Annotated in this window: 12 protein-coding genes; 6 read left to right on the top strand and 6 right to left on the bottom strand. The window is 39.1% G+C overall.

Annotation, left to right across the window (positions count from 1 at the left end):
- The first annotated feature begins 27 nt into the window (after positions 1 to 27).
- The 5 genes from B9A58_RS05915 to B9A58_RS20330 all read left to right on the top strand — a co-directional run bounded on the left by B9A58_RS05915 (position 28) and on the right by B9A58_RS20330 (position 5,481).
- Positions 28 to 1,539 carry a DUF4832 domain-containing protein gene (locus B9A58_RS05915; protein WP_139793761.1) on the top strand — a complete coding sequence of 504 codons (1,512 nt, stop codon included), beginning with the start codon at positions 28 to 30 and terminating at the stop codon, positions 1,537 to 1,539.
- A 1,062-nt stretch (positions 1,540 to 2,601) separates the two neighbouring features.
- The gene (locus tag B9A58_RS05900; protein ID WP_084371480.1) at positions 2,602 to 3,954 is read left to right on the top strand and encodes a Gfo/Idh/MocA family protein; all 1,353 of its coding nucleotides are present in this window, start codon (positions 2,602 to 2,604) and stop codon (positions 3,952 to 3,954) included.
- Positions 3,955 to 4,016: 62 nt separating this feature from the next.
- On the top strand, positions 4,017 to 4,898 hold the full coding sequence (locus B9A58_RS05895) for an EamA family transporter (protein WP_084371479.1): 882 nt from the start codon (positions 4,017 to 4,019) through the stop codon (positions 4,896 to 4,898).
- 266 nt (positions 4,899 to 5,164) lie between these two features.
- Complete coding sequence (locus B9A58_RS20335; RefSeq protein ID WP_176214691.1) at positions 5,165 to 5,332, top strand: hypothetical protein; 168 nt, start codon at positions 5,165 to 5,167, stop codon at positions 5,330 to 5,332.
- Positions 5,323 to 5,481 carry a hypothetical protein gene (locus B9A58_RS20330; protein ID WP_176214690.1) on the top strand — a complete coding sequence of 53 codons (159 nt, stop codon included), beginning with the start codon at positions 5,323 to 5,325 and terminating at the stop codon, positions 5,479 to 5,481. The genes B9A58_RS20335 and B9A58_RS20330 overlap by 10 nt, the downstream gene beginning before the upstream one ends.
- 232 nt (positions 5,482 to 5,713) lie before the next feature.
- Here B9A58_RS20330 and B9A58_RS05885 read toward each other — a convergent pair whose 3' ends face one another.
- The 5 genes from B9A58_RS05885 to B9A58_RS05865 form a co-directional block, all read right to left on the bottom strand.
- Positions 5,714 to 7,807 (bottom strand): glycoside hydrolase family 36 protein, encoded by a 2,094-nt coding sequence (locus B9A58_RS05885; protein WP_084371477.1) that lies wholly within the window; start codon positions 7,805 to 7,807, stop codon positions 5,714 to 5,716.
- A complete protein-coding gene (locus B9A58_RS05880) occupies positions 7,779 to 8,771 on the bottom strand; it encodes an amidohydrolase family protein (RefSeq protein ID WP_221407818.1) in 993 nt (330 codons plus the stop codon). The genes B9A58_RS05885 and B9A58_RS05880 overlap by 29 nt, the downstream gene beginning before the upstream one ends.
- Before the next feature lie 79 nt (positions 8,772 to 8,850).
- A complete protein-coding gene (locus B9A58_RS05875; RefSeq protein WP_084371475.1) occupies positions 8,851 to 9,672 on the bottom strand; it encodes a class II fructose-bisphosphate aldolase in 822 nt (273 codons plus the stop codon).
- Positions 9,669 to 10,616 (bottom strand): carbohydrate kinase family protein, encoded by a 948-nt coding sequence (locus B9A58_RS05870; protein WP_139793760.1) that lies wholly within the window; start codon positions 10,614 to 10,616, stop codon positions 9,669 to 9,671. The genes B9A58_RS05875 and B9A58_RS05870 overlap by 4 nt, the downstream gene beginning before the upstream one ends.
- A gap of 46 nt (positions 10,617 to 10,662) precedes the next feature.
- Entirely contained in the window at positions 10,663 to 11,811 is a 1,149-nt protein-coding gene (locus B9A58_RS05865; protein ID WP_084371474.1) for an SIS domain-containing protein, read from the bottom strand.
- Between the two features lie 184 nt (positions 11,812 to 11,995).
- Between B9A58_RS05865 and B9A58_RS05860 the strand changes: the two genes are divergently transcribed.
- On the top strand, positions 11,996 to 12,769 hold the full coding sequence (locus tag B9A58_RS05860) for a DeoR/GlpR family DNA-binding transcription regulator (RefSeq protein WP_084371473.1): 774 nt from the start codon (positions 11,996 to 11,998) through the stop codon (positions 12,767 to 12,769).
- Between the two features lie 144 nt (positions 12,770 to 12,913).
- Here B9A58_RS05860 and B9A58_RS05855 read toward each other — a convergent pair whose 3' ends face one another.
- Positions 12,914 to 13,867 (bottom strand): PKD domain-containing protein, encoded by a 954-nt coding sequence (locus B9A58_RS05855; RefSeq protein ID WP_176214689.1) that lies wholly within the window; start codon positions 13,865 to 13,867, stop codon positions 12,914 to 12,916.
- Positions 13,868 to 13,947 lie beyond the last annotated feature (80 nt).

Raw genomic sequence — 13,947 nt, 5'->3', positions numbered from 1 at the left:
TGTTTACCATAAGCATTCTTGAATTTCGTGAAAAAACTATTAATAACTGGAGTTACAGTATTTTTAATTGTATGTGTTTCGATAGGACAAAATCTAAAGCAGATAACAATCGATCAAGATATATCTGGTGTACAGCCCATGACTGGGATTGTGCTTTGGCCAACAAATAGTAAAATCAATACAGATGTGATCTCACTGGAATATTCGTATATGAGCTATGCGGAAGTGGTTGTTGCGAAGGATACTTACGATTGGATCGTGGTGGAAGAACTGTTGGATGAGATCGCTAGCCGAAATCATCAAGCTGTTTTGAGATTTAGGTTCTCCTACCCTGGAAAGACAACCACGGTGCCTCAGTATATTAAAGATCTCAGTGACTATGAAGAAACCCAGGGTATTTCTGAAGGAAACACTACATGGTTTCCAGATTGGACTCATGAAGAATTGCAACGATGTATTTTGGACTTCTATGAGAAATTTGCCGCCAACTATGATCAAGATCCGAGGTTAGCATTTGTGCAGACGGGATTTGGCCTCTGGGCTGAGTACCATATCTATGATGGCCCTTTTGTCTTGGGTGAGACTTTTCCAAGTATGGAATATCAAGAAGAATTTTTTAATAAAATGGCATCTGTTTTTGTGAGTACAACTTGGAGTATTTCAATTGATGCGGCTGGTGCAGCATATTCTCCTTTCGAAACCAAATCTGAACTGAAGGACATTAACTTTGGCCTTTTTGATGATTCTTTTATGCACAAAGACCACGCGAATTATAATGAATCAAGCTGGAATTTTTTTGATAGAAATAGATACCAATGGGCACCTGCTGGAGGGGAGTTCAGCTACTATTCAACGTACGATCAACAAAGTGTACTGATTCCTGATACAGGGGCATATGGAGAGTCCTTTGAAAGTGCTGTTGAGCGTTTTCATATGTCCTATATTTTGGGCAATGATCAGACGCAATATCAATCTATCGAACGCATAGCAGAGGCCAGTAGATATATGGGGTATAAGTTTAAGATAAATTCATTTAAATCTGGTGAGGGGCACTCAGTAGTAGAAGTAGAAAATGTAGGTGTGGCACCTTTCTATAGTGATGCTTTTGTTACAGTGAATGGAGTGAGGGCTTCTGAGAGCCTTAAACTACTGTTGCCAGGTCATACCATTGTATGCAACGTAGCCGCTGGAAGCAACGATCCGGTACTAACTATTGAAAGCGATCAAATTTTAGAAACGCAGACTATATCTTATTATGGAACAGAGAATACGCCGTATGCGTATGAGCCTTCAGAAGTATTAGGAGTCAATGAATTATTGGATTCGAACTATTCCATATCTATGGATAGCGGGCGAATAAAATTAACAGCAAAGCAAGGTTTTTTTAAGGAAGTATATGTTTACACGTTGCACGGTAAAATAGTCTTTAAAGAGAATGAAATAGAGTCTAAAAGTTTTTTTTCATTCAAGCTTAATAGTCCAGAAGGGTTATGTATTTTGATGACAAATCTGGGAAATATGAAATTGTATACCAATTGATTTCTCTTTTGCCAGCTGTTTTATATTGTCAGTTGCGTATTTCGACATGTCTTTATTGCACATCATCTAAGTGCAGCATGCCCAATTCTTATCTAATGCAATTAGCCGATCCTGCAGCAGCAGCAATTTTGGCGATGTCCAATAAAGACCAGCCACTATCCCAACCAGCAAACAATCTCTAGCGCAACAGTGCTCATTATTAATTCAAGCTCAATTTTCACATTAACTTTTTGCGAGGACGTACATGCATATAATCTATTAGAACCATCAGTTACATAGGCATGATCGCAATGCGTCAAAATCACCTGTTTTGCCTGCTCAAAGTTCTGGTGATGAAAAAAGTCTAAAATTTCCTTGCTACTCAGATGTATACCAAAAGACTTGGCAGTCAAGGCCTTGTAAAGATGAGAACCAGTGCAGTCCAGAAAAACTTTTACTCATGCCTTTTGGCCAGCTGAATGATATTCTTATGACCATCGGGATGAGCGCCTTACGGCCAGGAGCCATTACATACAGCGATGCTCTTATTGTCCAGTAACAACTCTATTTTCAAATAGAATTGTTGTTGATTAGTGTGAGTGATTTCAGAACCTGTTCCAAGTAGTTCGGTATGATCAAAATCGTCAGAAGTTTTGTAGGTCTAGCAAGTCCTAGACCACCGCTCAATATTAGGCCATCCACTGCAATCGATGGGTAATGGTTTTGACATTGATCCTTTATCCATTCGCCAGATACGAATCTCCAAAATCCTATTAAAGTCACATCAATCCCAATTCCGCCAATGCCATTGCGACAGGATCCCTTTGCCATCAGGAAATCTTTGCTCAGTGAGTATTCTGTTGGGAGTCCCTTTTGTTACCTTCTTTATAGTAGCATATATATTAACGGCGAGGTTAGGGCACACTACTTATTAAGCCATTTGTTTTTGCATTAACGGAAGATAAGTTCATAGTTGAGCGAAACGATTCGTTATTTACTTAATTACAAAGCAAACAAAATATTTAAAACTTTCATAAACTTTCGTTAAATTGCTTTTAGTTTATTATTTAAAATACTTGATATATGAATAGAAGGGAGTTTATGGGTAAAGCAGCCGCTACTACGGCTTTGTCAATGGTGGCGCCAATGGCATCATTTTCGAAGCAGCGTGAATCTCAACTTAAATTGGCCTTTATTGGTGTAGGTGCTAGAGGGGCAGGCCAACTTAGTGTAGCCCTACAAAGAAAGGATGTGGTAATTACGGCGGTATGTGATATTGATCGGGATGCGTTGACTAATGCACAGGAGTTGGTAAAAAAGGCAGGGCAAAAGACGCCTGTTGCTTATGGAAAAGGGGAGTTAGATTACAAGAACCTGTTGGAAAAAGAAGATGTGGATGGGGTTATTATTTCTACTCCATGGACATGGCATACCAAAATGGCAGTGGATGCCATGAAGGCGGGCAAGGCAACTGGATTGGAAGTAGCAGGCGCATTTTCGATAGAAGAATGTTGGGATTTGGTAGAGGCATATGAGTCTACAAATACCCCGTTTATGATACTAGAAAATGTGTGTTATCGTAGAGATGTAATGGCAGTTTTGGGTATGGTAAGAGAAAATTTGTTCGGTGAAATTGTTCATTTACAAGGCGGATATGAACATGATCTCAGAGCGGTCAAATTTAACAACGGTAAACAGCTATATGGCGGCGGAGTAGAATTCGGTGACAAAGGCTATAGCGAAGCCAAATGGAGAACTCAGCATTCTGTTTCACGAAACGGTGAATTGTATCCAACGCACGGACTAGGCCCGGCCGGGCTATATATCAACAATAATAGAGGCAATCGCTTTGTGTCACTGACTTCCACTGCTAGTAAGGCCAGAGGTTTACATGATTATATTGTAAATCATCCCAACGGAGGTGCCAACCATCCTAATGCCAATATCGAATTTAAACTTGGCGATATTGTAAATACTATGATAAAATGTGCCAATGGTGAGAGCATTATGCTTACTCATGATACAAGTTTACCTCGCCCGTATTCATTGGGTTTTAGGGTTCAGGGTACTAAAGGGCTATGGATGGATATAAATAATTCTATTCATATTGAAGGGAAAAGCAGGCCACATGAATGGGAAAATGCAGATAATTACATGAAAAAATATGATCACCCATTGTGGAAGAAGCATGAAAACGATACTCAAGGAGCTGGTCATGGTGGAATGGACTTCTTTGTCCTTCATGCATTTGTAGAAGCCCTAAAACAAGGCAAAGAAATGCCTTTGGATGTGTACGATTGTGTCTCTTGGTCCTCCGTAACTTGTCTGAGTGAACAATCTATTGCAAGAGGAAGCGAACCACAGGAATTTCCTGATTTCACGAACGGAAAATGGGTTCATAGAAAGCCAATCTTTGGCTTCGATGATGCTTTTTAGGTGTAAGCAAATATTTAGTTTTAGATTGGAGAGTACTTTTTTATCATTTAATAATCAACAAAATGAAGGCGGGTTATTCGAAATTATGGTTTACGTATGCCATTATTACCACTGTTTTTTGGGGGATTTGGGGTGCTTTTACAGGCATTCCTACCGAAAATGGGTTTCCCTCAACATTGGTGTATTGTGTTTGGGCAGTGACCATGGTTCCGCCAGCGCTTATCGTGCTGAAAATGGTAAACTGGAAATTGGAATGTGACAAGAAATCGATCTTTTTAGGTGTTGCAATAGGTTTGCTGGGGGCAGGTGGTCAGATGCTTCTTTTTCATGCAGTGAAAATCGGACCCGCTTATCTTATTTTTCCGATTATTTCATTGTCGCCAGTTATTACCATCGTGTTATCTTTCTTTTTTTTAAAAGAGCGTACTGGGAAATGGGGAAGTCTGGGGATTGTTTTCGCACTTATCGCATTGCCGCTTTTTGAGTATTCTCAAGGTTCGAAAACGGACATCAGTGAGTCAGCTTGGTTCACAATGGCCGTACTGGTTTTGACCGCTTGGGGCTTGCAAGCCTATGTAATGAAGGTCTCTAATGAGTCCATGAAAGCCGAAAGTATATTTTTCTATATGATGCTCTCAGGCTTGCTTATTATACCAGTAGCTTTATTAATGACTGATTTCCAGCAAGATATCAATTGGGGAGCTGATGGTATGTACTTGGCAGCAGGAATTCAGGTATTGAATTCCGTAGGCGCATTAAGTTTGGTTTATGCTTTCAGGTATGGCAAGGCCATAGTGGTTTCACCTCTCACCAATGCGGGTGCGCCCCTGATGACATCAATAATTGCGATGATTTTCTTAAGTGTAATGCCAGGTAGTATAAAGCTGGGTGCCATAGGCCTGGCAGTAGTAGCTGCTGTTTTGTTGGCGGTTGATTCAGAATAACTGATTACGAGACAATAGATGGCAAATGTATGTTAATTTTTTGCCGAGAAATTTACTGGCACATAATCGAAACTTTTTTAAAGAAAAATTCTGTTCCCAGTTTTAATATTTTGATGTAAATCGAAAGTAATTTAACATGTGTATGCATCATTTTCAATTAAATCTTATTATTGACTTTCGTAAAACTATTAATATGATTTCGTAAACTAATTAATAATTACAAAATATTGTTAATAATAGAATTATGGGAAAAGTTTTTTAAAATTTTGATTGATAGAGATTTCTCAGATTGGGATGCTGTGCTGGTATTGGCAGAAAGAAATTCTGACAATACAGGAGTTGTCTCAATGGTAAAAGCCGCATCAGACTTAGCTTATATTTATTTCTATGTAGAAGGGGATATGCCCTGTATGGATTTGCACAAATGTATCTAAATAGTGATGGAGGTGCAACTACTGGCTACTCACCGGAAGCGCACGAATCTGCTGGAGCAGATGGTAGGGAAGAGTATGGTTATCTGACAAACGAGGGTGAAGATTACACTAGTCTTGAGTTATCTAAGCAATGGTTAATTATTGATTAACACTATCATTTTCTAAATTGGTAAAAACCGAAGGGATTTTTTTTCGGTTTTTTGTGATAGAATCGCAGCGATTTTTTCTTGAATTGGCAGATGTTTTTTTTAGAAAGTCATTTTAGTGTGATAGTTAGGTGAGTTGAAGTTGGTTTGTGAAGTAGCTAGAGAAGTCAAATGCTTGGATATCTTGCCGTTGTAAAAGTAACTGTGTATCATATATTTCTTTAAGGATAGAATATTATTCTATGGGTTTGGCTTGAACAAGGAGGTAATCAGAAAACGCTAAATCTAGCGAAGATTGGTTGATATCTACCATTCCCAGTGGCTGGTCATTTGCGTAGTCGTAAAGTTCATATGTTGTTCCTGTAGCTAATCCTCTAAATTCAACCGGACCACTCCAATTTTCATTGTAAAATGAAAAATACAGATAGTCTCCTTTTTTTATTACATGAGTTTCGGGGAGATCATAGCCAATGTCATATAAGTTACCCAAATATCCTTCCTTGGATAGCATCATTTTATCGTATAGAGCAAACCATTTTTTCCAAATGAGTTCTTTTTCTGGAGTCAGTACATATTGACCCTGTTTTGTGTTGGGGTTGTCTTTTGGCCAGGTAAATTTAGTGCCAAGCACGGCACCTACGCCAAGTGCGGTTGCAAAATTGGTGTTGAATTTCCCATCAGTTTTGACTTGTTCTACATGGTCTGCGTAGTAGGCGGTCTGGGGAATCAAAGCTTTATATGTTTTGCCGCGATGTCTAATCTGCCAAAGCGAATTTGGGTCTGACGCAACGGCTTGATTCATAGAGACCATATTGTAGAATGACATGCACGTACCACATGGACAATTTTCAATTACCGCATGAGGTTTTATTTTTCTGGATTCATCATAGATCATTTGAAAGAAATTTGGTAGCCCTTCTACTGATTGTTCAGGATAGTCTAATTCGCTCGCAGGATTGTGGTCTGGAAGTACCGCATTCATGTGCTGACCATCCATTTTGAGACCATCAAAGTCCCATTTGTTTAGAAAAAGATCTAGTACTTTTTGGGTGTGGTCTATGACAGTTGGGTTGACGGGCGAAAGGTAGTAAGCATCCCACCATGTAATGAACTGTGGAGACCAGTCACTTTGAAACAATCGCATATCAGGCTGTTCTGCGAGCAACTTACTTGTGGGGTCGGCGGCTAAGGGTGTCCACCAAATTTTTGCTTTGAGTCCCATGGCATGCATGCCATCTACTAATTCTCTAATTTCTATATCCCCTCTAGGATATTTTTTTGGATTGGCGTTCCAATCCCCTTCTGCTATTTGAAAACCGTCATCAAGAACTGCCCATTTGATACCAAGTTCTTTTACCTTGGGTAGCGTACCCAGGACTTCCTGAGCGGTAAAGGTTCTTTCATATCCCCATGAACACCAGATGGATTCAAATGCTTCACCTTCTGAGGCCGCCATTTTAATGCCCTTGGACTGCATTAGCTCTGAATAGACTGACAAAGCGTTGTAATAATCTCCAGAGTGAACCATAACAAAGGTCTCGATAGTTTTGATCGATTCTCCAGCTTTAAATATAGTGGGGTGCTCGAACTCTTTCGTTACTTTTATTTTCACATTTTCATTATTTAAAGGGATTTCTGTGGGTAATGACACCAATTTGGGAACAGGGGCTAGATGACCTATGGCAATACCAGCATCCTTTCTCCAGATATCGGTTACTGGTATTCCACCGCCATAGTCACTGTCATTCATGCCCATATAATTTCTTTGGTAGAAGCCAGGGGCTAGTGGCAATACCCAGTCCTTTCTTTCGCTAGTAGAGCTCCCCTGAAATGCCCAGAACGGAGGGGTGTCTTGTTGATTGAGAATTTCATAATTATGATTTGACCAGGCACGCACTTGGAGATCACCACCTTGATTGGAATAGGTCACTTGAAAACTTAAAAGATCTTCGAAACCATCATGTGCTGTGATGGTTACTCTCTTCTCAACTTTGAAATTTTCCCCTTGTGCAAGACCGGTTATTATCCATTGTTTGCCGGATTTTTCACCACTAAGTATGTTTTCAACCCAATTGGTCAGTTTGAATTCACTGAGCGTAAGAGTGCCAATCTGTAGCGTCTCTGAACTTGAAAAATCAGCAAGAAAAGGCTTGGCTTCGCTATGTAGTGAAGTTACCTTAGTTTGCATCAGGTCGTTGACATTCAAGACCAGTTTGCCATGTTTGATTAGTCTTGGTTGTTCACTACACGCAGTAAAAAAAATAAGGATAAAAACTGTAGGGTAGAAATAGGCTAGGAGTCTAATCCAGGATTTTCTTTGCATTTTCATAATATAGTTTTTTTAATGCCTTATTACTGAGATTAAGTCCATTTAGATCCCAATGATAGTTGAACAAGTCTATTTCGTAGAAATGTTCATCAGCAGATTCTAGGATTCTGAAAGTGATTTCATACATGGCAGGATTAAACCCCATATCTGTGCCGTAAAGAAGCTTATTTTGATTCTTTTCAATAAATGCCTTCGTGTAGCGAGGCACAACTGAGGTTTCCGCATATCTCGCAGAGATATCCACGTATAAGTTTGGGTATTTGGTCAGCAATGATCCAATAATACTCAAGTCATAGCTGCAGTTGGCATAATGGCAAGCAATGAATGTTGTATTTGGGTTTTGTTTGACGGCATTTTCAAGTGTAAAAATTAGTTCGTTGTGAAGCAGTATATCTGGTTTTGATTGATCAATGGGCCATTTGGCTGCATTCATTAATCCATCGTTGTGGTTGTTGATCGGTTCGTACATCCAATAAGGCTCTGCCACATGAATGTTGATGGGCATGCCTAGTTCTCCACATTTTTGAATAATTGGCTGCATTCGAGGATCATCTATATGCATGCCATATGCTGGAGTTGGCTTGGAATAAACTAGTCCCTCACCCTTGTCTCCCATTTCGCCTACGCCTCTGGCACCCAGTTTGAAGCAGCGTTCTAGTTCTTCTATGGCCGACTGACTCCAATTCGGCAAATTGTAATTGGTGAAATCAATACCACACCATAATTCAAATTGTTCATACTTGGAATACATGGTGTACAAACTATCAAATCTTGCGCCTGTAGAGAAGGTGAGTAAAATGGTTTTGGTAATGCCTTTTTCGTTCATTGTAGAGATCCAGGCCTTAATTTCCTCTTCGGTATTGGCATAAGTGTGAGAATGCATGTCGATTACTGGAAACTTGGCCTTGGATATCTTTGTGATTGGCAAATTATGAATGGGAACAGGTCGGTAATCTTTTAGCAATTGGTTATTATTCTGGGAATATCCAGAATGGAAAAAAAAGGCCAAAATAATTAACAACAGGCTCCTCATGATATTTATGTTAGTTGAAGGCTATGACTTTTAGTTTTTCCATTACCAGCTCTTTGGCTTGATTTGTCGCAACAGGAAAAACCTGTCTTAAATCTATTTCATCTGAATGAGCTAAGTAATTTTTCAGACCTTTCATAAAGGTATTTTTTATTTCTGTAGCCAAGTTGATTTTAGTAATTCCTCTTTTGATCGATTCTTTTAGCTGATCATGAGGAATGCCTGAACTGCCATGTAATACAAGAGCAGCTGTAGTGGCCTGATTGATCTGCTGAATCAGGTCTAGCTGCAATTTAGGAGTTTCTTTGTAAAAGCCGTGAGCTGAACCAACTGCTATGGCAAGAGCATTTATTCCAGTAGCGTCTACAAATGCTTTGGCCTCTTGGGGTTGAGTAAAAATCATTTTTTGTTCTTGTCCAAGTTTGGAAATATACCCAAGTTCTGCCTCTACATTGATGTCATATCCTGAGGCATATTCTACTATCTCTCTGGTGATTCTAATGTTTTCCTCGAAGGATTTTTCGCTGGCATCAATCATGACAGAGTCGAATCCAGCATCTATACAAGATTTGACCAAATTTATGTCATTGCCGTGATCCAGATGTATCCAGGCTTCTACCCCATATTGTTCTATGGCCGCTGTAGCTATTTTTTTAGACACGCTCAGTCCCATATATTGGATTGAGCTCTCTGATAGCTGCAATATGATTGGAGTATTTAAAGACTTTGCGGCCATGAGCACGCTGGACAAAGTTTCAAAATTATAAAAATTTGTAGCGAGCAAAGCTTTGCCATTTCTTTTATTGTCTGCGAGTTGATGCTGTAGTTTTTTCATGTCAATTCAAATGAGAAATTTTCTTTAGCGATTTTGACCACCTGTTGCTTGCTTTGAAAGGCACCAGTCCCTCCTGAGCAAGAGGTATTTACGGCACCAATAATATTGCCTCGCTGAAGGCAGGTTAATAAATCCGAGCCCTTTAAGTATAAGTCAATAAATCCGGCATCAAAACTATCGCCAGCACCTATGCAATCAACTACGTTGGTATTTAGAAAAGCGGGTTTGGAGATAAGCTTGATCCCATCCCAGAGATGCGCCCCATTATCTCCATCCTTGATTACAATACTTTTATGTTTGCCTTCTAATTTTCTAAGTCCTTCTGCTATAGTTTCACTTTTGGTGAGAAAAAGAAACTCCTTGGCGTTTGGTAAGAAAATATCAACAAAGGGAAGAAGCTCTTGGAGGTTTAAATTCCATTTTTCTGCAGGATCCCATTGAGGATCTAATGACGTAGACAGTCCTAAATTCTTGGCTTTTTCGAATAAAGCAACAACGTCTGGTTTGAGTGCTTTTTGTAGAAATATGGAACTCAAATGTAGATGATCGAATTTTACCAGTATATTTTCGGTAATTTCTTCTGCTAGCAAATGTTCCATGGCTCCTGGATAAGTGATCATTGCTCGATCCATATTATAGTTCAGTACCATGGTAGATCCTGTATTGTACTTATCCGATGTGATGATATAATCCGTAATTACTCCTTTTTCAGAAAGTGATTTTCTGACAGTACGGGCAAATTCGTCATTTCCAACCTTACCGAGAAAACTCACTTGAGTTCCAAGCGTACTTAGATTGGAAGCAAAAATGGCTGAACTACTTCCTAAGGTAAAGGTGAAATTCTTAGCTAGTTTTTCCTTCCCAATTATAGGAAGGCCTTCTATGTTATCGTAAATGAGATCTACGTTCAATTCCCCTACAACTAATACCTTGCTTTTTTTCATCTCCATATTGTTATTGACATTCATATGTTACAGTCGCTGAAGATACTTAATTGTTGTAAATGGTTACACCCTCTACTACTCTGGATATGGCTCCACTTTCTGAAGGGTTATCAGGCGATAAGCCGAGCTCTACTGCCTTATAAAAACCTAATACCTGGGCGAGGATTATAGAACAGATAGTTAACATTTCTTCGTCAAGTAGGGCTTTAGAATTGAGTACAATTGCCATATCAAGCTCAATGTCGACTAAAGGCTTTTCCATAATCCCGATTTGCAGCATTGATTTTTTACCCTTATCCATAGATTTGATTAGGTCTTTTTCATACTTAGTCACATAGTCAGAATTTGAAAGTAGGTAGACAACTAGAGTGGAGTTGTCAATAACGGCTTTGGGGCCGTGTCGGAAACCAAGAAATGAATCATGTTTGCAAATAATTTTTCCATCCGTCAATTCTTGTAGCTTTAGATGGGATTCTTTGGCGGTGCCATACAATGGACCTGATCCTAAAAACACGGCTCTATTGAAGTTGTAACTGGCTGCCTCTTTTATTTTGTAGTGAAACTTGTTTAGAATGATGTCGCCGTAGTGTGCGAGTGTTTTTACTTTGGCTTCAAGGCTGAGTATTTCCTTGATTCGAGCCGTAAGCAGTCCTGCAAGCAACATCCCTGTGTAGCTACTGGTCATAGCCAGGCTTTTGTCATTGGATTCGTTGGGAAGTAAGATCAAATGTTTTTTGCCTTTGGTGGTATGATTGGCTAGTTCTCCGTCAGCGTTGCAAGTAATGATAAGGTGGTAGCATTTTAGGCAGTGCTTGTCCGCCAGTTCTACAGTTGCGTTGCTTTCAGGACTGTTGCCTGATCTGGCAAAGGATATGAGAAGTACTGGGGTTTCGCTGGAAAAATAGTCTTTCGGATGTGAAACCAGATGTGTTGTTGAAATGGATTTGGTGATTACACCAGTTTTATTTCTAAAAATTCCCTCAAGAGATAGCCCAATATATGCGCTGGTACCTGCTCCAGTAAGGATTATATTTTGTGAGTTTTGAACTGCTTCTTCTAGAAAGGATTCTAATTCTTTTTTTTGATCAACTATGAGTTGCCAAATTTTGAGCCAAAGTTGCGGTTGTTGGCAGATTTCGCTGGCTGTATCAACTCCACGAATTTTTTGCAGTTCTTCTTTTGTGTAACCTAACATTCATTTCCTTATTTAATGTGTTTCATTTAGAGCATTATATGCTGCACAAATATAATAAATAGACGCGATCTTTCAAATACTTATTATTTAATAATTATATCCTTATTTTACCTTATAGCGAGTAATTGTTTTGATAATGAAAGTGTGTATGTATCTTAGTGCTAATTATGACTAATAGAAGAATATGAGAAATAAGCATGCGACCGTTTCCAGAAGAAAAAGCATTTTGCAAATGGTCAATGAAAATTCGGAGGTCTTCGTTGATGAGCTGAGTAATCTCTTTAGTGTCAGTGAGGTTACAATTCGAAATGATTTAGATCAATTAGAAAAAAAGCAATTACTTATCCGTGCTCGTGGAGGCGCAATGAAGTTTGAAGGGAGGGTTGGTATTGATTTAGAGTTGTCGTCAAAGGATAAAATTCATTTAGATGAAAAAATAAGGATAGGTAAGAAGGCGGCAGAATTGGTGAAAGACGGGGATATTATATTGATTGATTCAGGAACAACGACGGCAGAAATGGTGAAAAATTTGGATGGGATAAAAAACCTGACCGTAATTACCAATGCGATAAATATTGTGATCTTGCTGATGAATAAGCCCAATGTCAATTTGATTATACCAGGCGGCTTTTTGCGACAAAATTCTCAATCCCTTGTAGGGCCAATGGCAGAAAAGGGACTAAAAAACTTGAATGTAGATAAGGTGTTTTTAGGAGCAGATGGGTTTGATACAAGTATAGGGTTGTATACTCCTAATTTAGAAGAGGCTCAGTTTAACGAAAAAATGATCCAGATTTCAAAAGAAATTATAGCGTTGACTGACTCAACCAAATTCTCCAGAAGAAGTTTTGCTTTCTTTTGCGACGTGTCAGATGTGACTACAGTGGTTACAGATGCAATTGAACCACAAGACCGAGCAAAACTTGATGAGCATAATGTTGAAATACTACTCGCGTGATTTCTGATTGATTGGGTCACAAAGAAGTAGGAGTAAAAGTTCTCCTTTAGTGCATCTAATAGCTTGTTCTAAAAAAATAAAAAAAGTGAACCCTGTTTTAGGTTGGGCTCACTTTTTTATGTTGGCTATTGTATTGCTTTTTTGCTAATTATCAACGCCTTTAAATTCGTATCTAATAGGTAGCGACTCTTCATTGTCTTGCTCTGGAAAATGTCCTGAGAAGCCACCTGCCCACCAGTCAGCTGGTGCGTCTGCTTTATTGTCCCATTCATCTATAAATAGCTGCATTTCATCATTGACAGTAATTCTGTCTGGGAGAAAGCTTAGATCAATAGAGAACTCAAGAGCAAATCCACTGCCCACAGCTTGCATGTCTGAGAATGCGATCATATTAGGATCCAGGGTAGGTTCGTCACGAGCGCCAAAGTCTACATCAGCATCAGCCAAAAAGACGCCATAAAACATTCCGCTTAATTCATTTCTAGCGTTTTCGTTACCAAAAAATCCTTCAAACAATACGTCGCAGCCTACTTTAACAGCCTTTGGGTATACGCTAGCAATATACCCAGTAGTGTCTGATTCGCCTGTGGCGTCGAAATCAAAATCTAGATAAAGATCAAAAAATGAGGTCATATCGGCTGTGCCTTCTATGTAAACAAACAATTTGTCCTTCGAGAGATTGTCTATTTTTACACTTGTAAGAGACCCCGTGCCTATGCTGGCAATTGCAATCACATCATCCCAATCTGAAAGATCACCATCAATATTGATGTTGATAATTTCCAAAACTGAGGACTTTGTTTCTGATCCAGTCTTATTAGTCGCTGTAAGCTCGACTAAGTACGTTCCATTGGATTCATATGTGTGACTAGGCGACTCTTCTGATGAAGTATTACCATCGTTGAAATCCCAGCTATAACTTTCGGCATCTGCAGAGGTGTTCGTGAATGCAACAGTTTTTCCATCTATGGTTACCGTAAAATCTGCTGTTGGAGCGGGAGTGGTTTCTTCTGAATCGTCACCGCAGGAGCTAAATAACATAATCGCACAAAAAGTGGCGCTCAATAATGTTGCTTGGACAAAAGAATTTTTTTTCATAATACTACTTTTAAATTGTTTGTATTTTTTTTCCATATTATATAATTACTTTACGAAAGTACAATGAAAAATAAAAGAAA

Origin of the sequence: Reichenbachiella faecimaris (assembly GCF_900176375.1) — a bacterium.
GTDB classification, from domain to species: Bacteria; Bacteroidota; Bacteroidia; order Cytophagales; family Cyclobacteriaceae; genus Reichenbachiella; species Reichenbachiella faecimaris.
The sequence above is the reverse complement of the archived record's forward strand: the minus strand, read 5'-3'. Positions and strand labels throughout refer to the sequence as shown.